The 21,037-nt window shown below is 51.8% G+C and carries 23 protein-coding genes; 4 read left to right on the top strand and 19 right to left on the bottom strand.

What is annotated here, in order from left to right; all coding sequences use genetic code 11:
- Window positions 1-56 precede the first annotated feature (56 nt).
- Window positions 57-509: a DUF7834 domain-containing protein gene (locus tag NFS35_RS06700; protein ID WP_251206359.1), complete on the top strand. Its 453-nt coding sequence runs from the start codon at window positions 57-59 to the stop codon at window positions 507-509.
- Between the two features lie 9 nt (window positions 510-518).
- Window positions 519-1,301, top strand: a complete 783-nt coding sequence (locus NFS35_RS06695) for a DUF262 domain-containing protein (protein WP_251206358.1) — start codon at window positions 519-521, stop codon at window positions 1,299-1,301.
- Window positions 1,302-2,000: 699 nt separating this feature from the next.
- Here NFS35_RS06695 and NFS35_RS06690 read toward each other — a convergent pair.
- From NFS35_RS06690 to NFS35_RS06675, 4 genes are all read right to left on the bottom strand, one after another.
- Window positions 2,001-2,855, bottom strand: a complete 855-nt coding sequence (locus tag NFS35_RS06690; protein WP_251206357.1) for a hypothetical protein — start codon at window positions 2,853-2,855, stop codon at window positions 2,001-2,003.
- A 148-nt stretch (window positions 2,856-3,003) separates the two neighbouring features.
- Complete coding sequence (gene hpf, locus NFS35_RS06685; RefSeq protein ID WP_251206356.1) at window positions 3,004-3,531, bottom strand: ribosome hibernation-promoting factor, HPF/YfiA family; 528 nt, start codon at window positions 3,529-3,531, stop codon at window positions 3,004-3,006.
- 396 nt (window positions 3,532-3,927) lie between these two features.
- Window positions 3,928-5,130: a C40 family peptidase gene (locus NFS35_RS06680; RefSeq protein ID WP_251206355.1), complete on the bottom strand. Its 1,203-nt coding sequence runs from the start codon at window positions 5,128-5,130 to the stop codon at window positions 3,928-3,930.
- A 246-nt stretch (window positions 5,131-5,376) separates the two neighbouring features.
- Window positions 5,377-6,282, bottom strand: a complete 906-nt coding sequence (locus tag NFS35_RS06675) for an NAD(P)/FAD-dependent oxidoreductase (protein ID WP_251206354.1) — start codon at window positions 6,280-6,282, stop codon at window positions 5,377-5,379.
- Between the two features lie 320 nt (window positions 6,283-6,602).
- Here NFS35_RS06675 and ymfI point away from each other — a divergent pair, with 320 nt between their 5' ends.
- Window positions 6,603-7,340: an elongation factor P 5-aminopentanone reductase gene (ymfI, locus tag NFS35_RS06670; RefSeq protein ID WP_251206353.1), complete on the top strand. Its 738-nt coding sequence runs from the start codon at window positions 6,603-6,605 to the stop codon at window positions 7,338-7,340.
- A gap of 16 nt (window positions 7,341-7,356) precedes the next feature.
- On the opposite strand, the gene NFS35_RS06665 is transcribed toward ymfI, so the two are convergent.
- From NFS35_RS06665 to NFS35_RS06605, 13 genes are all read right to left on the bottom strand, one after another.
- Window positions 7,357-7,623 (bottom strand): hypothetical protein, encoded by a 267-nt coding sequence (locus NFS35_RS06665; protein WP_251206352.1) that lies wholly within the window; start codon window positions 7,621-7,623, stop codon window positions 7,357-7,359.
- A 102-nt stretch (window positions 7,624-7,725) separates the two neighbouring features.
- Window positions 7,726-10,146 carry a DUF4125 family protein gene (locus NFS35_RS06660; RefSeq protein WP_251206351.1) on the bottom strand — a complete coding sequence of 807 codons (2,421 nt, stop codon included), beginning with the start codon at window positions 10,144-10,146 and terminating at the stop codon, window positions 7,726-7,728.
- A 63-nt stretch (window positions 10,147-10,209) separates the two neighbouring features.
- Window positions 10,210-10,764, bottom strand: coding sequence for a phosphatase PAP2 family protein (locus tag NFS35_RS06655; RefSeq protein WP_251206350.1), 555 nt, complete (start codon window positions 10,762-10,764; stop codon window positions 10,210-10,212).
- A gap of 153 nt (window positions 10,765-10,917) precedes the next feature.
- Window positions 10,918-11,142: a hypothetical protein gene (locus tag NFS35_RS06650; protein ID WP_251206349.1), complete on the bottom strand. Its 225-nt coding sequence runs from the start codon at window positions 11,140-11,142 to the stop codon at window positions 10,918-10,920.
- Window positions 11,143-11,144: 2 nt separating this feature from the next.
- Complete coding sequence (locus NFS35_RS06645; protein WP_251206348.1) at window positions 11,145-12,041, bottom strand: 4Fe-4S binding protein; 897 nt, start codon at window positions 12,039-12,041, stop codon at window positions 11,145-11,147.
- Between the two features lies 1 nt (window position 12,042).
- A complete protein-coding gene (locus NFS35_RS06640; RefSeq protein ID WP_251206347.1) occupies window positions 12,043-12,240 on the bottom strand; it encodes a CD1871A family CXXC motif-containing protein in 198 nt (65 codons plus the stop codon).
- Window positions 12,218-12,808, bottom strand: a complete 591-nt coding sequence (locus NFS35_RS06635) for a TlpA family protein disulfide reductase (protein ID WP_251206346.1) — start codon at window positions 12,806-12,808, stop codon at window positions 12,218-12,220. Before NFS35_RS06635 ends, NFS35_RS06640 begins: the two co-directional genes overlap by 23 nt.
- Before the next feature lie 169 nt (window positions 12,809-12,977).
- A complete protein-coding gene (gene rpsI / locus NFS35_RS06630; RefSeq protein WP_251206345.1) occupies window positions 12,978-13,373 on the bottom strand; it encodes a 30S ribosomal protein S9 in 396 nt (131 codons plus the stop codon).
- A 23-nt stretch (window positions 13,374-13,396) separates the two neighbouring features.
- Complete coding sequence (rplM, locus tag NFS35_RS06625; protein WP_251206344.1) at window positions 13,397-13,825, bottom strand: 50S ribosomal protein L13; 429 nt, start codon at window positions 13,823-13,825, stop codon at window positions 13,397-13,399.
- A 231-nt stretch (window positions 13,826-14,056) separates the two neighbouring features.
- The gene (truA, locus tag NFS35_RS06620; RefSeq protein WP_251206343.1) at window positions 14,057-14,800 is read right to left on the bottom strand and encodes a tRNA pseudouridine(38-40) synthase TruA; all 744 of its coding nucleotides are present in this window, start codon (window positions 14,798-14,800) and stop codon (window positions 14,057-14,059) included.
- A gap of 145 nt (window positions 14,801-14,945) precedes the next feature.
- On the bottom strand, window positions 14,946-15,749 hold the full coding sequence (locus tag NFS35_RS06615) for an energy-coupling factor transporter transmembrane component T family protein (RefSeq protein ID WP_251206342.1): 804 nt from the start codon (window positions 15,747-15,749) through the stop codon (window positions 14,946-14,948).
- Window positions 15,750-15,850: 101 nt separating this feature from the next.
- Entirely contained in the window at window positions 15,851-16,714 is an 864-nt protein-coding gene (locus NFS35_RS06610; RefSeq protein WP_251206341.1) for an energy-coupling factor transporter ATPase, read from the bottom strand.
- A gap of 20 nt (window positions 16,715-16,734) precedes the next feature.
- Complete coding sequence (locus tag NFS35_RS06605) at window positions 16,735-17,595, bottom strand: energy-coupling factor transporter ATPase (RefSeq protein WP_251206340.1); 861 nt, start codon at window positions 17,593-17,595, stop codon at window positions 16,735-16,737.
- A gap of 399 nt (window positions 17,596-17,994) precedes the next feature.
- Here NFS35_RS06605 and NFS35_RS06600 point away from each other — a divergent pair, with 399 nt between their 5' ends.
- The gene (locus NFS35_RS06600; protein WP_251206339.1) at window positions 17,995-19,038 is read left to right on the top strand and encodes a M15 family metallopeptidase; all 1,044 of its coding nucleotides are present in this window, start codon (window positions 17,995-17,997) and stop codon (window positions 19,036-19,038) included.
- A 10-nt stretch (window positions 19,039-19,048) separates the two neighbouring features.
- Here the strand turns inward: NFS35_RS06600 and NFS35_RS06595 are convergent, their stop codons facing one another.
- Both NFS35_RS06595 and NFS35_RS06590 read right to left on the bottom strand, forming a co-directional pair.
- Window positions 19,049-20,401 (bottom strand): MATE family efflux transporter, encoded by a 1,353-nt coding sequence (locus NFS35_RS06595; protein WP_251206338.1) that lies wholly within the window; start codon window positions 20,399-20,401, stop codon window positions 19,049-19,051.
- An 84-nt stretch (window positions 20,402-20,485) separates the two neighbouring features.
- Entirely contained in the window at window positions 20,486-21,022 is a 537-nt protein-coding gene (locus NFS35_RS06590; RefSeq protein ID WP_251206337.1) for a bL17 family ribosomal protein, read from the bottom strand.
- Window positions 21,023-21,037: the final 15 nt, after the last annotated feature.

The following is a 21,037-nucleotide window of genomic DNA, read 5'->3' as shown; positions in this document are numbered from 1 at the left end:
TTCAGCAAGCCAAAAGATGAGAGCAAAAGCCGCTACTGCCAATAGAGGTGTATACAATGGTTGATCATTACTTGGCTCTCCTCTACTATCTCCGTTCCACACTTCGAGAGAATGAGGCATTTTTCGGTCTGGTCAGCGTTTTGGACGATGCAGAGATGATAAAATCCGTTGGGTTCAAATACGCACGAACCCTTTTTGAATGCACCCTGTTGAGCTACTACGATTGCTTCCGCAATCTGGATGAGCGGACGGTTAAGAAGCTGTTCACTTGGGCATTTATGCTGCGTGTTGATATGGAGAATCTTGGATTTGACAGTGTAAATCGGTATGCGATCGGCATTGATGGTAGTTATACAAATACCTATCCAATGTTCTCCCTCATTGCCCATGCGAGAGTGCATACTGCAATCTCTAACCTTGCCGTCCAAGTGGTCAGAGAGCCGGATGCCGCAAAAAGTTCCAAGTGGGACAGGCTTTACAGTATCCTCAAAAAGATGAATCAAGTGTAGGTGGCATATATGATAAACAGTTGTGAAAATATGATTGAAGGACTAGCGGTATATGATGAAAAACGCCATACAACGATTTTCTGCAGTGCAAAGGAAAAATATGTGATACCGCTCTATCAGCGAGCCTATGCCTGGACAGATACCGAGATTGAACAACTTATTGATGATATTGTGGAGCATAATGGAGATTGGTACTATATCGGCTCTTTGATCGTCTATAAACGCGGCGAGGAATACGAAGTCATTGATGGGCAACAGCGGTTGACAACTCTGCTGTTGCTGGCAATAGAACTCGGCTTACCAGTCAGGAACAACCTTTCTTTTGCCTGTCGCAAACGTGCGGATGATACGTTGAGTCACTATATTGATGGAAAAGAAATCCTTGACGATGATTTGGAGCAGAATATTGTGCGGGGCAGAAGAATCATTGCCGAGAAGCTGCTGTCTGATGGTATTGACCGGACAGTCCTCATTCATAAGCTGGCGCACCTAAAGCTGTTCCGAATCCAAGTGCCTCCCAGAACTGACCTGAACCGATATTTTGAAATTATGAATACACGGGGAGAACAGCTTGAACCGCATGACATTCTAAAGGCCAGCCTGATGAGTGAAATCGGAGATGATGCGAAGCGGGATATGTTTGCAAAGATTTGGGACGCTTGCGGCGATATGACCGGCTATGTGCAGATGCACTTTGATGTACCCATCAGGAACCTCATCTTCACGAACTCATGGAACCGGCTGGATGAGGATTTTTGGATTGAAGAGAACGGGACGATGAGCCGGAACTGACGCTTGACGAGATTCTATCCCCCGGATTCAAGGTGCAGTATAATGATGGAAGTACGGACAAGAATGAACGTGTACGGTTTGAGAGTATCATAGACTTCCCATACTTTTTGCTCCATGTTTTGCGGGTCTACATCGATGCTAACTATATCCAACTGCCTGATGGCGAGGAACCGCAAAGGCTTTTGGACGATAAGAAGCTCATTTCAGAATTTGAATGTGTCCTTCAGCACGAGACATATGGGCGCAGGCGTGTTGCGGTTCATAAGGAACACTTTGCATGGAACTTCGTTCTTTGTCTGTTGAAATGCCGCTTCTTGTTCGATAAGTACATCATCAAGAGAGAATATGCCAACGAGTCCGCAGATGGTGAATGGAGCCTGAAGCAACTGGAAGTAAGCGGTCGGCTTTACGTGTCTCTTACACATCACCAAAGGTTACGCACTGGATTACAGAACTGCTTATCTGGTTATACAGCGATAAGAACCGGGAGAAATTGTGGAAATTTAATTCTGTGGCGGAGCAGATTGCAAAGGATGCTGTGCCCCATATTGTTTTCAATTACCTGGACTATCTGTTGTGGAAGGGCAATAAGCGGAAGTACGCTGATTTTGTATTTGAGTTTCGCAGCTCTGTGGAGCATTGGTATCCACAGCACCCTTCCGAAGGAACTTTTGAAACGTGGGGACAGGACGAAGTCGATTACTTTGGAAACCTCTGCATCATACTGCATTGGCAAAACATACATGGCTGGCGTTTTTCTATATAGTTTTTTATACTATTTGGTGTCCCTACCAACCCCATCATATCATGCCCCAAATGCTTCCTCTGATACCCGTAACTCCTCCCCACTCCAAAATCATCATAATGCGTATAATCAAATCCTCTCGCCAATGGGAAATATCCCTTTAGCCCATACTTTTTCACATATCCGTCCTTCACCTCGTCCGCCAGGCTGCTCTGCAATCCCGGAACATTATTTTCCGCACCGCTGCCCGTCACCTGTCCGCTGCTCCCTCCGGCATCCGGCGCCTCCTCCCAGTACTCCCCCACAAGTCCGCCAATGGCTGCGTCATAAGCCTCCTTATAGTAATCATAATACTTCAGATCCTCTGTCAGCTCCGCCATCGTAATCTCCCCTGCCGAAAGCTTCTCCGCCGCCTTGTCCATGGTTTTTAAGGCGTCCTTGTCAAATTCCCCGCCTGTTCTGGCCGCCGTGTAAGCCAGCAGCTCCACCCAGTCAATCTCATGCTCAGTGGCATGGGTCTCCACATCCCAGTCATAAGCCTGACAGAGCGCCTCGTAGGATGCCGTGAAATCCACCCACTTTATGTAATCATCCTCTACAAAGACCACCTTGCTGCCTGCGCTTTCCTTTAAGGCCTCCTTCTGCTCCTGATAAAATGTCAGTACCGCAAACATCGCCAACAGCAGGCACTCCGCCAGGATTCCTTTTTTCATCCACCCGACAAGCCTGAATTCCCCTGTCTTTTTCCGCGGACATTCCTTTCCCGCCCGGCCAAAACCTCCGAATCCTCCCTTTCGCTCTCTTTCCATTTCCACTCCAAAACATGCCGTTATTGAAAATATATGTGGAAAACAAAAGACAAATGCCATATAAAAGGAGCCGCCGCATCCCTGCGGCAGCTCGTCTTCTATTCAGACCTTGTATTCAAGTCTTCTATTCAAGTCTTTTACGCCAAAATCAGTTCTCCGGCTCAATCAGTCCATAGGTATCGCCTTTCCTCTTGTAGACCACATTCACCTGATCCGTCTCTGCATTGATGAACACAAAGAAACTGTGGCCCAGAAGTTCCATCTGGATGCAGGCATCCTCCGGGTACATGGGCTTGATGTCGAACTTCTTGGTACGGACGATTTTCACTTCCTCGTCGTCCATATAATTGTTCTCCACGTACATCTGGCTGAAAGACTCCGCCGTCTGCTGCTTGTCCACTATCTTCGTCTTGTATTTCTTCAGCTGCCTCTCGATGATCTCCTCCACCAAATCGATTGAGACATACATGTCGCTGCTGACCTGCTCGGAACGGATGATATTACCTTTTACCGGAATCGTCACCTCTATCTTCTGACGGTCCTTCTCCACGCTTAAGGTCACATGCACATCCGTATCAGGATTGAAATACTTTGCCAGCTTCCCGATTTTTTCCTCTACAGCCGATTTTAATCCAGGTGTTACCTCTAAATTTCTGCCTACAATGATAAATTTCATATGATCATCCCTTTCGGTTGTTTATTGTATAGACATTATAACATGTCTCCCGGGGTTTTTGCAACGATTTAACAGATTATTTACATATTTTAGAATTCATTTCTGTCAATTGCCTTATGGGCCGGCTTCCTGAAAAACACGACTTTGTCTATTATTTACAAAACATATGTTTTGTATTCATCTTTCTTCCGGCATCTGTGAAAGGTCATAAAGACTGTGGATTATGTGTATAACTCCGTGCATAAGTGGAATTTTCTGTCTTTACCGGACTTAGGGCTGTGGATAACCATTTCTCTTTTCCGTATGTAAATCTTTTTTATAACATTTTACCGGAAATATTTGGTCATTTTATACAAAAAGGCCGCATCCTTGCGGATGCGGCCGAAACCTGCTCTTTTAGAAAATTCTCCTGATTGCCAGAATATCTCTGTAAGCGGCATTGGAGACGATGATGCCTGTCGTGGAACTGGAAGCGTGCACAATCTGTCCTCCGCCGATATAAATCCCCACATGGCCGGAATAGCAGATGATATCGCCGGGCTGCGCATTCGCCAGACCGTCTACCGCATAGCCCTGTGTGCGGTCTGCCGCATCGTTATGAGGCAGGCTGACGCCGAAGTTCGCATAGACGCTCATCACGAAGCCGGAACAGTCCGTACCGTTCGTCAAGCTGCTGCCGCCATATACATAAGGATTCCCTACGAACTGCAATCCGTACGATGCCACAGCCTGGCCCAGCTCGCTGCCGCCGCTAACGGCATATGTCACGTCCTCCTGTGGAGCCTGAGCATTCTGTGCCGCCTGTGCCGCCTGTGCCGCCTGCGCTGCTGCCTGTGCCGCTTGGGCTGCCCGAGCCGCCTCCTGCGCTTTCCTGCGCTCCTCTTCCTCCTTGGCCAGACGTCTCTCTTCCTCTTCCTTGGACTCCGCCTGGACAAATTCACTGTGGAGCGATACATAATCAGCGGATACCCAGCCTTCGCCTTCCTCTATGTCTACCTTTACCCAGCCTTCGCCCTCTTCACGGACAAGCAGATCTGCGGTCTGGGGCACCATACCTATAACATTGCATTCCGTACTGGGCTCCTCCCGGACATACAGGGTCTCTGTGTTGACAGTGGCGATGCGCTTTCCTACCTGTCTGGCTATTTCCACAGCGGCTTCGCCGGTAACGCAGTATTCCCCTTTCACATAGCCTGTGACGCTGCCGGAATTAATCTGATACCAGCCATTCTCCTCTGAGATGAAAGTCCCTACGGAATTATCATAAAGTTTTCCCAGGATTTCACCCTCTTCGCTGGGCAAACTCCTGACATTTACATAACTGTCTACCTGGGCGATTACCAGATTGCGGAACAAATCCTCCTCCGCAGGCTCTGCCTGCGGTACTTCGGAATCTGTCAGATTAATGCTCTCTATAATAGACTCGATAGGCAGTGTAGAACTTTCCGCGGCCACATCTTCCAGCTTATTTCCATTTTCCAGCGCCAGGCTCACACCGCCGCCCGGCAGGGCAGATGCCTGTGCCGTCATGCCCATTCCTGTAAAAGCCATCGTCGCCGTCAACAAATACACTGCTGTTCTCTTCGTCTTATGTGCCATTTTTATCTCCTCTCCTAACCTGAAACTATGTATCGAAAAGCCGTTCTTCATTCTCAATCATTACGTCTTTATCTACAATTTATTACAGATTTATTACATCTGTTAATAAATATAGCACCTATTCTTAAATTTGTCAAGACGAAGAGAAAATTATCGAAATCCCGAAGAATGCCTATTTTACGCGCTTCTTCGGGATTTTTACAATTTCTTTATTTTATTTTTCTTAAAGAAAACTAAAGAAATCCTTTACCTGCACCAGGCTCCGGCCGACACAGCGGCGTTGGCCCCGTCCGACACCGCCGTCACAATCTGGCGTATGGGCTTTCTGCGCACATCCCCTGCCGCGAACAGTCCCGGTACATCCGTGGCACAGTCCTCCCCCGCCAGCACATAGCCGTTTTCATCACAGGCCGCAAGCCCCTGTACCAGTTCTGTCTCCGGCCGGATGCCCACGGCCACGAACACACCTGCCACAGGCAGCAGAGAAACCCCACCCGTTTTACAGTCCTTCAGATTCACGCCCTCTACCGCGTCCTCCCCCAGAATTTCCTCCACCACATGGCTGTAGAGAATCTCCACATTGGGCAGACTTCCAAGCTCTTCCTGCAGCACCATGGCTCCCCGCAGCTCATCCCGCCTGTGAATCAGATATACTTTCTCGCAGGTCCTGGCCAGATAAATGGCATCCTCCAGGGCCACATCCCCGCCCCCTACCACAGCCACGGTCTTTCCCCGGAAAAAGGCGCCGTCGCAGGTAGCGCAGTAGGACACGCCTCTTCCGCTCAGCTTTTCCTCTCCCGGCACCTCCAGCAGGGCATGGACTGCCCCCGTGGCCAGAATCACGGTTTTGGCCTCCAGTTCTCCGCCATCTGTGCGCACCAGCTTGCTGTCGCCCATATCTTCCAGGGAAAGCGCTGTCGTCTCCTGAAATTCCACCCCCAGCTTATCCGCATGCTCCCTGAATCTGGTTCCCATGTCAAAGCCGTCCATCCCCGGCATCCCCAGGTAATTGTCCACTTCATAAGTATTCAGCACTTGTCCTCCGCTCATGGGATTCTTTTCCAGCACCAGCAGGTTCAGTCCCGCCCGCTTTCCGTATACGGCAGCCGATAGGCCGGCGGGGCCGGAACCGATAATAATCAAATCGTACATATCTTTTTCTCCATTTCCTCTGTCAAAATAGTCTCTCCTTAACCAGCCCTGTGCGGCATGTGGGCCACAAATGAAATTATAGGCTCTTCTCCCGCTTTTTACAAGCCCTCCGCACAAATCTTTCGCACACCATCTTTGTCCTTCTGCTTTATTGACTTTCTCCCTCCGCCTTGTTATACTACATAACACCGGAATTCACCATACCGCATTGGTTCAGCGTATATGGCTGGCGTTATGCAGTCAGGTTACCCGGAAATTTTACTGTTAAGCAGTATAATATATAGATGCAAAAAGAGAAAACCGGCACAGAGGAGAATATCATGTACACGAATCGCCAGAATAAAACCGCCCTGATCACCGGGGCCTCCAGAGGTATCGGCAAAGCCACGGCGGAGCTCTTTGCGGAAAACGGCTACGACTTAGTGCTTACCTGCCATCATTCCATGGAGGCTTTGGAAGAGCTTGCCCGACAGCTGCATTCCGCTTACGGCACCTCCTGCAGGGCAGTACAGGCAGATGCCGGCAGTGAACAGGATGTGGGAAAACTGTTTGCAGGCCTCCGCTCTCTGGACGTGCTGGTGAACAATGCCGGCATGGCGCATTTGGGCCTGCTCTCGGACATGACCTCCGCCCAGTGGCACAAAGTCCTGGCGGTGAACCTGGACTCCTGTTTCTATACCTGCCGGGCGGCCATCCCCCTGATGCTGCAGCGGCACGCGGGCAGAATCATCAACATCTCCTCTGTCTGGGGCACCCGGGGCGCCTCCATGGAGGTGGCCTATTCCGCGTCAAAGGGAGGCATGAACGCTTTCACCAAAGCCCTGGCCAAGGAACTTGCTCCCAGCAATATCCAGGTCAACGCCATCGCCTGCGGCGTCATCGACACTGCCATGAACAGCACCTTGTCCGCGGAGGATTTGGAAACATTAAGGGAAGAAATCCCAGCCGACAGGCTGGGAAGCCCGTTGGAAGTAGCCCGGCTGGCCCTCCAGCTGGCCGAGGCTCCCGCCTATCTGACAGGACAGATTATAACAATAGACGGCGGATGGTACACCTGATCCGCCGTCTGTTGCGTTAAAACATGCTTTCCCGCTCTTCCTCGTACACTTCCCGCACATCCGTGCCGGGCGCCAGGGAATCTACGATTTCCTGCATCTTTTCTTTCGTCCCGGCGTCCTTGCAGCGCAGGATGACTTCCTCTTTCTGCGCCTCCGTCAGATCCGCATAGCCCTTCATGGCCGCATCATTCATGGCCAGCGGCATCCCGAAGCCTACCGGCAGCTGCCCGGCTGTCGAAACGCCATAAGGCATGCCCACTCCTCCTAAGCCGTTCATATCCATCTTACCATACACTCCTTTCCTGTTTCCATTATACAGAGTGTGCAGTTTTTCGACATTTATGTGGACATGCAGAATCTCCCAGATGCTGTCTTCCAAAAATATTTATTTTTGCCAGGCCTGTTCCAGCTTGCGCTCCGCGTCCTCCACATCCGCGTAGCCGTACATTTTTACACTTAATTCCATGATATCCCGGGTCAGGTTCTTCCCGGAGCGGGCATATCCCACTACATATCTGCCGTACAGTTCCAGCATCTTGTCCGAGTAAGTCCCCAGTTCTCCTCTCAGATAAGTCTCGTAGGAAGTGTCCTCGCTGTTGTCCTCATAGGTATGGATATTTCTGGCATTGCCCGCAAGTTCCGGGTACTCTTCCGAAAATTTCTCCATCCATCCCACCTGGAAACGGACAATCTGTTCTATGATTTCTTTCTTCTCCAGGGTCAGCTCCGGGAAATAGGACTTGATCTCCTCATATTTTTCCGGCGCAGTGCTCTCCATCATCCTTCCGTATTTTTCCTCGATCAGGTTATGCCCTCTGCGGTACTCCCTGTGGAAATCGTAGAGATACTGTATCAGCATAGGCTTGTTCCAGGTCAGGTACTGGCTCTTTCTCATAATGGAAAAAGTGGCCCAGTCGTTCTGGCAGCTGGCTCTGCCGCCCTCGTTCTTCACCTTGTCAAACGCTTCGAACTCCAGCTTTGCGATTTCCTCCACCAGAGCCTCTTTCTCTTTCACGGACAGGGACGCCTTGTATACCAGTTCCTGGCTGTGGGCGTCCAGATAGCTGTCCGTATCGCTGATAAAGCCTGCCCGGTACATCTCCGCTGCGAAATAGGATGCCACACGCTCAATCTTTCTCTCAATGGGCTCCTCTTCCCGGGCATTCTTCATAACGCCGCTTCCTGCCAGCCTGCTTGAAATATCCAGGAGCATGCTCCCCATTTCCCCGCCCTGCTCCAATGATACCAGGCTCTGATAGAGCCATTTGTCATGTGGCGGATATTTCCTCTCGATATAGTGCTGCAGCTTCATGGCTTCCTTGAGACCGTCCCACACCATCATCTGGGCTGTGAGGATATCCCCTCTGCGCAGCATCCTGGGGTAATTGTACTGGGCCGTCTGGGAAAACCTGGCCGCGCTCTCCGCCAGCTTCAGGTAGAGGATATCCTCAGGATAGCCCTCTTTCAGCCTGTCCCTGAATGCCGTGAAGATGCCCTCGTCATCCCGGAATACCTCTCCGTTCACCGCAGCAGCCAGGCCCGCATCGCTTACGCTCCGCCAGTCGATTTCCCCATAGCCTGCCGCGTCCACCAGCCCTTTATAAAATTCCGATATCCTGATTACGCCCCTCCGGTTGCGCCCATTGACCCGGGAAGCGCGCTTATAGCCGCCGAATTCCTCAGGCAGGCTCTCATAGGCCCGCTGCAGCTCCTCCCCGATTTCCTCATAGGTCTCGTCCGTCACCCACATGCAGAAATCCGGACCCCAGTCGTGATCCCTGGAGGCCGTATCGTCGTAACCGAAGCAATCGGAGCCCCTGCCCACAAGACCCACCGCAATCTTTCCGGCATAAGCAGAAAAGCGCTCTTCTATCATCTGCCTGCCGCAGCTTTCATAGTACTGCCTGGCCAGCACAAGGCCTGCTCCCTGCTCCTCTTTCACCAGTGCCCTTTCACAGGCGGCGGCATTCTCCTGAAGCCTGCGGTAATATTCATTCCTGCCCAGATTCCTCTCCACGGCCTCCATGCCCCTCTGATAATACTCCAGGGCCTTTTTGAAATCTTTCCCATAAAAACTGTAGGCGCCCAGCGTGGCCAGGGCCGCGGCGTAATGACTGTCCGCCACCTTTTCCCGCTCGAATATCTCTACGGATTTCAGCGCATACTCTCGCGCTTCTTCGTTCTGCTGCAGCTGCATGCAGGTGCTGGCCAGATTGGCATAGGTGACGGCTGTCTCGTAGGCCTCTCCTCTCCCCGAAACGATTGCCAGAGCCTCCTGCAGTTTTTCCTTTGCGGTGGCAAAATCCCCCGTCTCCTGATACAGTAAAGCGATATTATTCTTCAGACCAGCCATGAGCATGCTGTCCGGTTCTAGCTGACTGTCGTAAATTTCCTGTACCTGTGCGTAGTATTCCTTTGATTCCTCAAGCCTGCCGCAGGCGCGGTAGGCAGTGGCCACGTTCAGCAGCGTAGTGGCATAAGGGACCGTTCCCTCCAGCCCTATGGCTTTCGCATACTCTATGGCTTCCGAAGCCATCTGATAGACCTTTTCCCTCTGGCTGGTCTCGCGGTAGTACCCCAACAGCTCGTTTTGAAGCTGCAGGCGGGCACCGTCGTCCTTTAGTCTGATTGCCTCTTCCACAGCACGCAGCATGAGCTGCTCCGCTTCCTCTCCCTTATTCTCCTCATACAGTGCATCCACCTGTGCCAAAATCTGATCCATATCCAATTGTTCGTTTTCCATCCGCTTTCTTCCCTCCAATCCATACATCCGCTGAATCCGTGCTTTCAGACACCTTCGTGTCATCTCCATCATACTCCCAGAAGCAGATTCCTGTCAATCACTGTCCGCTTCCTTCCATCCCTCTTTCTATGTCTTGGCATGCCTTTTCCCCCGCGCCGGCGCGGACACCAGCGCACAGGCAGCGCAGCCGCACCCGATCCCGCTGATGACGCCGAACAGCACATCCGTAGGGTAATGCACGCCCAGATACAGCCGCGATATGCCAATCAGGCCCGCCAGCATCAGCGCCGGGATTCCGAAGCGCCTCGGCAGTCTGCGGAACAGGACCCACGCCGCAGCGAAGGAACTGGCGGTGTGCCCGGAGGGAAAAGAGTAGTCCCTGGGCTTCCCGATCAGCGGGACAAGGCCCGCTATCGCTTCATATGGCCTAATCCTCCCCACTATATTTTTTAAGACCATGTTGTTGATCAGCAAAGACACCAGCAGGGCAACGGCACACATCAGGGCAGTCTTCCTGGTCTTTCTCGAAGCCGACATGCCCAGAGATATGAGAATCCATACCACGGCGGCGTTCCCCAGCACCGTGACAGCGGCAAAAAGAGGGGTCAGCACGGGATTCCTGATTGTTTCCTGAATAAAGAGCAGTATGCCGGCATCCAGATTTATAATCCAATCCATCATTTTACGCACCTTTCCTGATGATTCAAAATCATGCTGAAAATTATTTCTAAGCTGCGAAACAGGTAAAACAAAACGGCATCATATGCTTTAGTGGCCTTACCGCGCATATGACGCCGCTTTCTTCCGCACAGCTTTTACTGTCTTTTTATGATTTTATTTCTTGAAAAGGCCCTTCAGAGCATCCGCTGAATCCGAAAGCTTGTCAGCGGTCAGCTTTGCCTTTACGTCTTTCACCACCTGTTCTATGACATCATCCGGCAAATCGATGCCCGGGACGCTCTCCAGCGCCTTTACCGGATCTTTCCGGAACTGTTCCTGAAGCTGCTTGTCTTTGGTGATTTTGTCTACTGCTTTCGCAATCTGTTCTTTTACATCCATTTTCAGTTCCCCGCTTTTTGTTTATCGCTTTTCAGTTTCTCTTTTATTATATCAGCTTTGGGAGAATTTGTAAAGGAACGGAAACCAAGACATTTCTCCGGGCAGGCAGCCACACACTTGCCGCAGCGGATGCATTCAGGGGAGCGCGAAATCTCACGAGGAGCCAGGTCCACAGGGCAGGCTTTTTTGCATGCCATGCAGGAAGTACAGCGCTCTTCCTCCCAGCGCACCTGCACCAGGCTGAACCGGTTGAACCAGCCATAGATGGCTCCCAGCGGGCACAGATACTGGCAAAAAGGGCGGTAGACCTTCACGGAGAGCAGCAGGAGAAAAACCAGGAGGCCCAGTTTCCAGAAAAACAGCCCCCCTATCTGCTCCTGCAGCCCCTTATTGGAGGCGAGCAGCGGCAGCGCTCCGAACAAAGTGCCGGAGGGACATAAAAACTTGCAGAAAGCCGGCACCTTGGCAAATCCACTGAACAAAAAAACGGAGCCGATGCCCACAAGGCAAATCAGCACAAGGTATTTTCCGTACTTCAGAATATGATGGAAAGGCAGCCTCTTCCTTTTGCGGAATACGGGAATCCTGTGCAGAAGGTCCTGCACCAGCCCAAAGGGACAGAGCCATCCGCAGATGAAACGCCCGAAAACGCTTCCGAAGATAAAAAAGAAGCCCAAAGCCCCAAAAGGAATCCGGAAGCCCTGCCGATTCAGCAGAGCCTGCAGGGCCCCCAGCGGACAGGAAGCCAGCGCCCCCGGACAGGAATAGCAGTTCAATCCCGGCACACAGGCATACTTCAGATTCCCCTGATAGATTTTTCCACGCAGAAAGCCGTATGCATATCCATTCGTAAAAACGGTAAAAATAATTTGGACAGCCGTTCTCAGTCTCTTCATCATCCTACCCTATCCCTATACATTCCATACAAATCATCACCGCTTTTCGCCAGATATCGGCAAGTTCTCCCCTGGCGGCGCCTGCCCAGAGGAACAGCGCTCCGGCCAGCAGCCCCGGGATCCATGCGCGGTCTGTGCATTTCCACTGGTCTTTTGCCCCCCTGCGGCCATTCCGGTTCCTACATGTCTTCCAGAAATCCATCTATCTTCTCCTTCCACACATCCTTGCTTTTCGCCCCCTGCACCGCTTCCAGCAGATTGCCCTCCTGGTCGAAAAAGAAAGTGGTAGGCACCCCTGTCACGTCTTTCAGCATTGAATAGTACAGAAATCTGTTCAGCAGCAGATGAGGATAGTCCGCCCCCGTCTGCTCAATCAAAGTCCTTGCGTTCTCCATAATCTCTTCATCGGCGCCCTCCTCCACATCGCTGATGATTCCAATCAGCTGGAAGTCGCCCGCGTCATATTCACCGGCCAGCTCGCCCAGATCCGGCATCTCGCTCAGACAGGGATTGCAGTAGGTAGCCCACACATTGACCATAGTAAGCCTGGACTGGCCGAAGATATCTGAAGTGACGATATTCCCCTCCATATCCTGTCCGGAAAAGCTGACGGCAGCCGGACTTTCCGCCTCCTCTGCAGCCTGTGATGTGCCGCTCTGGGAAGTCCCCTCTTTCATCTCCCCTATAGACGCGTCTTCCCCGCATCCGCATATCAGCCCTGCCGTTAGAAAGGCAGAAAGCAGGACTGTGCTGTATTTTCTTTTTCGCATATATTTCTTCTTTTTATCAAACATATCTGCACCTCAAAATATCAAATTTATCTTCAAATATTATAACCCGAATATCCTGATATGTTAATCAAAAACTCCGCAGGTTTTCCTGCGGAGTCCATATTTTTGAATCCGTAAAATTATCTTCCTCTCTCTAAGGGAAATGCTCTTATCTCTTGGAGAACTGAGGAGCACGTCTCGCAGCTTTCAGGCCGTACTTCTTTCTTTCCTTCATACGAGGGTCTCTCGTGAGGAAGCCTTCTTTCTTCAGGACCGGCCTGTACTCAGCGTCCACCTGAAGCAGCGCTCTTGCGATGCCATGTCTGATAGCGCCTGCCTGTCCTGTGTATCCGCCGCCGCTCACGTTCACCAGCACGTCGAACTTCTCATTGGTGCCGGTAGCCACGAAAGGCTGACGGACGATGACTTTCAGTGTCTCCATCCCGAAATAATCATCCATGTTCCTCTTATTGATGATAACATCGCCTTTGCCGGGTGTCAAATACACTCTTGCGATGGATTTCTTTCTTCTGCCTGTGCCGTAATACTTTTCCGTCTTAGCCATGATTTATCTTATCCTCCTATCCCTTAGAATGTCAGTATCTCAGGCTTCTGAGCCGCATGCTTGTGCTCAGGCCCGGCGTATACGAACAGCTTTCTGTACATCTGCCTTCCTAAAGGTCCTTTCGGAAGCATGCCCTTAACTGCCAGCTCCACAACCTGCTCCGGCTTCTTAGCCAGCTTATCCCTCAGGGTGGTCTGCTTCAGGCCGCCTACATAATCGGAATGATGATAATAAATCTTCTGGTCAAGCTTCTTGCCGGTCACCTTAATCTTCTCCGCATTGACGATGATGACATAGTCACCTGTATCCATATGAGGGGTGAAGATCGGCTTGTTCTTTCCTCTTAAAACCTTGGCAACCTCTGAGGCAAGGCGTCCCAAAGTCATACCAGCAGCATCTACTACATACCATTTTCTATCGATTGTAGCTTCAGTAGCCATAAAAGTTTTCATTGCGTTCCCTCCGTATTGCGTTTTCCTTGAGTCGGTATCCCGTGTCCGCCGCATCCTGCAGATGTCCGGGCTGCATTCCACGCTTCGCCGGGACGGTTTTTCTATTATCAAATGCTTCGCCGGGGCTTTGGCTCGGCATTTTGAATCGCTGTCACACTTGGATATTGTACTATAATCGACATCTCATGTCAATCATTATTTTCCCAAAAAATCCAAAAAATTTAAGGATTTCTATAGAAATTCATAGCGTATCAGCGTCAGCCCGTGGGCCGGCGCGGTAGGGCCGGCGGCGGCCCGGTCTTTTGCCTCCAGAATCTCCTGCATGGACTCCGGCTCCCGCTTTCCCTGGCCTACCTCCAGCAGAGTCCCTGCGATGATCCGCACCATATTATACAGAAAGCCATTCCCGCACACCCTGATGACGATGTCCGGGCCCTGCTCCTCCACCCACAGCACATAGAGGGTCCGCACCGTGCTCTGCACCTGGGCCCCGGCCTGGCAGAAGCTTTTGAAATCATGCTCCCCCTCCAGGTAAGCGGCCGCCTCCCGCATCCGCCCCACATCCAGCGGATGATAATTGAAATAAGAATACAGCCTTTTCACCGGCATGGGAAATTCCGCCCTGTAGATCCGGTATTCGTAAGTCTTGCGGCTCTCGCAGTATCTGGGGTGCCAGTCCCCGGGCACCTCCTCGGACTTCTGTATGCGGATGTCCTCCGGCAGTCTTTGGTTCAGCGCATAGGCAAACTTCCCGGCCGGCATCCTGGACACAGTGTCAAATATGGCCACATTGCCCATGGCATGGACGCCGGAATCCGTGCGGCTTGCGCCGGAGACCTGTATAGGTTCTTTCAAAAGTTCCGTAAGGCATCTGTTCAGCTCCGATTCGATGGTGATACCGTTGTCCTGAACCTGCCAGCCATGATAATTCGTGCCGTCGTAGGCCACTATCATGCGGACGCGCTTTTTATCCATCCCTTATCCCTTCTTTCTCCATACGTATCTTCAGGCACGCTTCCGGGCATGCCGCCTGCAGCATAAGTGCCGGGAACGGCACCCATCAGCCGCAGTCTTTCCGCCGGCCTGCATACTCCGATACCGCAGGACATGCCCCAATCTGTCAGAACCGCAGCCTGCCCACCGTGATGCCCACCGCCAGATAGACAAAGATGCACAGATAGCCCAGCCTGTCCCTCTTTTCATAGACAAGCGGCTTCATCTTCGTCCTGCCCTCTCCGCCCCGGTAGCATCTGGCTTCCATGGCCATGGCCAGGTCGTTCGCCCTGCGGAACGCGGAGATGAACAGAGGCACCAGCAGCGGCACCAGGGCTTTGGCCCTTTTCACGATATTCCCTGTCTCGAAATCCGCTCCCCTGGCAATCTGGGCTTTCATAATCTTGTCCGTCTCCTCCAGCAGGATGGGGATAAAGCGCAGCGCGATGGACATAATCATGGCCACCTCGTGCACCGGCACCTTGAACACTTTAAGCGGCCGCATCATCCGCTCCATGCCGTCCGTCAGATTGTTGGGCGTGGTGGTCAAAGTCATAAGGGATGAGCCGATGATCAGCATCGTGAGCCGCACAGCCATGGTGACGGCTGTCCGCAGTCCCTCCACCGTAATCGTCAGTTTCCAGACCGAGACCAGTTCCGTGCCCGGAGTCAGAAAGAGATTGAAGACTACCGTAATCAGCAGCAGGAACACTATCGCTTTCATGCCTTTTACGATAAACTTAAAAGGCACATGGGAAAGCCCAATGACCGCTGCCAGAAAAACGGCCGCCGCTCCGTATCCCAGAAAATTACGGAACAGGAACAGGGAAATGATATACAGCAGCGTTCCGCCCAGCTTCACCCTGGGGTCAAGTCTGTGTATCACCGATTCCGTCTGATAATATTGTCCTAATGTAATATCCCTCAGCATATCGCTCCTCGCCAGTATCTATATAAACAACATTTCATTCTGCCGGCCGCATAGCACAGCCAGTCATGCCGTTTATCCTTTTTTTGCAAAATTTAACCGCTTCATATATATGTTCCTTTACGCCCCAGCGCCCCCAGCACCGTCTCAACCGCCTCGCCGGTAGTCGTAGCATTCACATCCACATCAAATCCCCTGTCTTTCAGCGCATGGAGGATATATGTGACCTGGGGGGCTGCCAGTCCTATCTTCTCCAGCTCTTTATAATGAGAGAATACCTCTCTGGGCACATCATCATACATGACCTTTCCCTTGTTCATGACAATGATCCGATCCACATATTCCGCCACATCCTCCATGCTGTGGGACACCAGCAGGATAGTCATATTTGTCCTGACCTGCAGTTCCTTAATCTGGCGCAGTATCTCGTCCCTGCCCTTTGGATCCAAGCCCGCCGTAGGTTCGTCCAGTATCAGCACCTCCGGCGACATGGCCAGCACTCCTGCTATGGCCGCCCGGCGCTTCTGTCCCCCGGAAAGTTCAAAGGGCGACTGGTAATACAGTTCTGCAGGCATCCCCACTTTGCGCAGCGCGTCAAAAGCCCGAAGCTCTGCCTCTCTCCTGTCCAGTCCCAGATTCTTCGGCCCGAAGCACACATCACTGAACACGTCTATCTCAAAGAGCTGATGCTCCGGGTACTGGAAGACCAGCCCCACCTTGCTGCGCAGCTTCTTCATCTGGAAATCCTTGTCATAAATGTCCTCGCCGTTAAAATAGATATGGCCCGAGGCAGCCCTCAACAGGCCGTTCATATGCTGTACCAGCGTGGACTTCCCTGAGCCTGTATGCCCGATGATGCCCACGAACTGCCCGTCCGGAATCTGAAGGCATACATCGTCCAGCGCCTTAACCGCCAAAGGGCCGTCCTCTCCGTATATATAATTCACATGATCCAGAATAATCGACATAACGATACCTCATATGCGTTCTAATGCATCTCATTGCCCGCGGCCAGGGCATCCGCCAGTTCCTCCACTGTAAGGATGCCGTCCGGCAGCCTGATGCCCTTTTTCTGCAGTTCATGGGCCAGAAGCGTCACCTGAGGCACATCCAGACGCAGCTCCTGCAGCTTTTCCACCTGGGAGAAAATCTCCCGGGGCGTGCCCTCCATGGCGATTTTGCCGCTGTCCATGACGAACACTCTGTCCGCATGGATGATTTCTTCCATATAATGGGTAATCAGCACCACCGTGATGCCCTCCACATCATTCAGCGCCCGCACTGCCCGGACCACTTCTCCTCGCCCCTTGGGATCCAGCATGGCGGTGGGCTCGTCCAGCACGATGCACTTGGGATGCATGGCCAGCACTCCTGCTATGGAGACGCGTTGCTTCTGCCCGCCGGAAAGCTTGTTGGGGGAATGCTTCCTATACTCATACATGCCCACAGCCTTTAGGCTCTCCTCCACACGTTCCCAAATCTCCCTGGTAGGGACGCCCATGTTCTCCGGCCCGAAGCCCACGTCCTCCTCCACTACCTGCCCGATGATCTGGTTATCCGGATTCTGGAACACCATCCCCGCTCTCTGGCGGATGTCCCAGACATGCTCCTCCTTGGAGGTGTCCATTCCGTCCACCCAGACAGTCCCCTCGGTGGGATTCAAAATGGCGTTGATATGTTTGGCCAGCGTAGACTTCCCCGAGCCGTTATGGCCCAGGATGGCAATGAATTCCCCTGCCTGAACGTCCAGGCTCACCTTGTCCACAGCCGTTGTGAAGCCCTCTACATTTCCCTCTTCATCCCGCCTGACATATTCATATACCAAATCCTTTGTCCGAATGATTCCCATGCTTTCTTATCTTCCTTTCATCCACGGCATGCGGCCGAAAACGGCCCGCCTGTCTCACATTATATTAGATTCCATGGATTATTACAAGATATACTGCTTAACAGTTCAAATTTCCGAGTAACCTGACTGCATGCGCCAGCTATATACGATTAACTAAGGCAGTATGGCAGATTCTGGCGTTATATAGTATATTTCAGTGCCTCCGGCCACAGCTGGATTTACAAAAATCTTTTCCTGTGATATTCTTATAATAGAATCCAAGAGAGGATTCTATTATCAAGTTTCTATAATAGAATCCAAGAGAGGATTCTATTATCAAGTTTCTATAATAGAATCTGACACAGGATTTCTATTACCAAAGTTCTATTATGCAAAAAGATGCGGAAAGGAATTCCCTCTATGGATAGAGATAAAATCATTAAAATGGTAGTGGCTTTAGCGGCTATCGTCATTATCGCAACCAGCCTTGGCAAATTGTTCAACAGAGATTCCATGAGCCTGAGCGAATATGCCGAACTGAACGGCATCGCGGCGGAAGCTTCTCCAAAACCTGAAAACAGCCATGTTCCAGCAAGCGCTTCACCGATGCCGGAAAGCGATGACGGCTTCCCCTCGCCCTCTCCCGCGGCGCCACATAGCGGCGCGGCTTCCCCCGGGACAACTCTGCCTCCAAAAGACGGCATGGCTTCTTCAGAATCGGCGGACGGTTCCATGCTTTCCGATTCCTCCGGCAGCCCGGAAGACGCCTTTGTCTCCGGTTCTTTAATCGGCGCCTCACTAAACGGCACCAGCCAGCTGGAAGAGCGCGTCTCATTGGAGAAAGGCTTTTATTATGAGCCCATATCCGATAACCTGCGCCGCTATATGACCGGCATCTCTTATCCCGCTGCTGACGGCACAGATAAGGATGACGCCGTTAAAGAGGGTTCCGCTCCGGAAATCACCTTTGACGAGCTTAGATATCTCCATATCCTCCACTATGACTTTGACGGAGAGGTTGCGGAGGGGGAACTTGTCTGTAATGCGTCGATAGCCGCCGATCTGGCGGAAATCTTCCAGGAGCTCTACCGCAGTGAATACAGGCTGGAAAAAGTGCTCTTAATCGATGAGTACGAGGGGGACGACACCGCCTCCATGGAGGACAACAACACCTCCTGCTTCAACTACCGCACGGTGGATGACACAGACCGCCTTTCCAGGCACGCCTACGGCCTGGCCATCGACATCAATCCCCTGTACAATCCCTATGTTACCTATACAGAGGACGGCAGGGAAAAAGTATCCCCTGCCTCCGCCCTCCCCTATGCCGACAGGGATTCGGGCTTTCCCTACAAAATCGATGAAAACGATCTATGCTATAAGCTCTTCACCCAACACGGCTTTACCTGGGGCGGAAACTGGAACAATATGAAAGATTACCAGCATTTCCAGAAAACCCCGTAAACCGCATTTCCTATATCTTGATTTCCGTCCATTTACCCTGCCGGAACCGGATGCTGCCGAAAATGAAACGGGACAGCTGATCCGCGATGACCCCTATCCAGATGCCGGTGATTCCCATATGTAGCACATATCCAAAGAAGTAGGAGCCGAAAGTCCTCACGATGGTGACGCTGATGGTAGACGCAACGGCTGTGTACAGGGTATCTCCTGCGCCCCGCAGGCATCCCATGTAGATGACCTGCGCAATCTGCAGGACGACCACGAATATGATGATGTGCATGATGCTGATGCCGATTGCAACAATCTCTTCTTCCTCGAAGAACAGCTCCATCAAAGCCCTGGCTCCAAAGAAATATATGACCGCCAGCGCTACGGAAATCACCGTGCCCATCATCCGGCATGTCCTGCCGTACTGCTTGGCCCGCTCAGGCTGCTTCGCCCCCAGGCTGAACCCGATCAGCGCCACCGCAGTGGCCTGCAGACCGTCTCCGAAAGAGAAAGACAAGCCCATGATATTCATTCCCACCTGATGAGCCGCCATGGCCGCGGTTCCTTGCTTCGCCGCCATGATAGCCGTCAGCATAAATCCGATGCGCATCAGAATCTGCTCCGCGAAGACACTGTAGCCCACCTTGATGATATTCTTCAGAGCTTCTCCGGCCGGCTTTATCCGCTCCTTGAGGATATAGGGAATGCTCACGAAATTATCTGTCTTCCACACGGAAAGGACACTCATGACACTGGACACCACAGTCCCCAGCACCGTGGCCAGAGCCGCGCCCCTTATCCCCAGGGCAGGAAAACCGAAATGTCCCTGAATCAGCAGATAATTGAACACGATATTCACGGTATTGGACACCAGGTTCGTGCGCATGGTGATGCGGGTATTGCCAGCGCCCCGCTGGGCGGAGTTGATGCCCATCTGGATACAGTTGAAGATCATGCCGCCCATGATAATCCTGAAATACAGTACCGCGCTGTCATGGGTGACTTCTTCAGAACCGCACAGACGTATGATAGGGTCAGCCAGCGCCACCATCAGAACACTTACAGCAATGGCCATGGCCACAATGAATACAAGAAATGTGGCAAAAATCTGGTTTGCCTCCTCCCGCTTTCCCTGACCCTTCCGCCTGGCTACCAGCGCAGATATGGACACATTCGCGGCTATGAACAGGGACAGACCTACGAATTTGGGCTGCGTAGTCAGGCCTACCGCCGCCACCGCGTAGGAGCCCATGGAACTGACCATCAGGGAATCCACAAGGCCTGCGAACGCGGCAAAAAACGACTCCAAAATCGCGGGCCATGCCATGGCAAAAGTCTTCTTCACGTCATCCTTGTCATACTGGAACAATCTCATTCTTTCTGCCTTTCACAAAATCTGTCCTTGTAAAAAGGGAACCAATGACTTCCCATTGGCTCCCTGTCCATTTTCTCTTTACATTTACACAAGTTCCAGAATGACTTCCATAGCTGCGTCACCCTTGCGGAGACCCTTCTTGATGATTCTGGTGTAACCGCCGTTGCGGCCAGCGTACTTCGGTCCGTACTCGTCAAACAGCTTTGCGGCCAAATCAATTTCTTTGGTATTTCTCTTGCGGCCGGCAGCCTCTGTGGGAACATATACCACAGGATACAGCACTCTAAGTATCTGGCGTCTTGCATGCAGCCTGGAGGGCAGGTCTTTCTTGATTTCCTTCTCCACGGTCTCGAATTTCGTGACGCGCTTGCCGTCGATTACCTCTTTCACACGCTTGCCGTCCTTATCCTTTACCGGCACCTTTGCGGACACGGTAACAGTCTCAAAGTTGTCTCTCTCCCTGACAGCCATCGCGATCAGACCTTCCGCAATCTTCTTCACTTCCTTGGCTCTCGCCTCAGTGGTGACGATCTTTCCATGATACAGAAGAGCGGTTACCTGATTTCTCAGAAGCGCTTTCCTCTGGGGTGATGTCCTGCCTAATTTCCTGTACTTTGCCATAATTGTTTTCCTTTC

The organism is Acetatifactor aquisgranensis (assembly GCF_943193215.1).
In the GTDB taxonomy this organism is placed as follows: domain Bacteria; phylum Bacillota; class Clostridia; order Lachnospirales; family Lachnospiraceae; genus Acetatifactor; species Acetatifactor aquisgranensis.
Note: the sequence above shows the minus strand (reverse complement) of the source record. Positions and strands in the feature narration are given on the sequence as shown.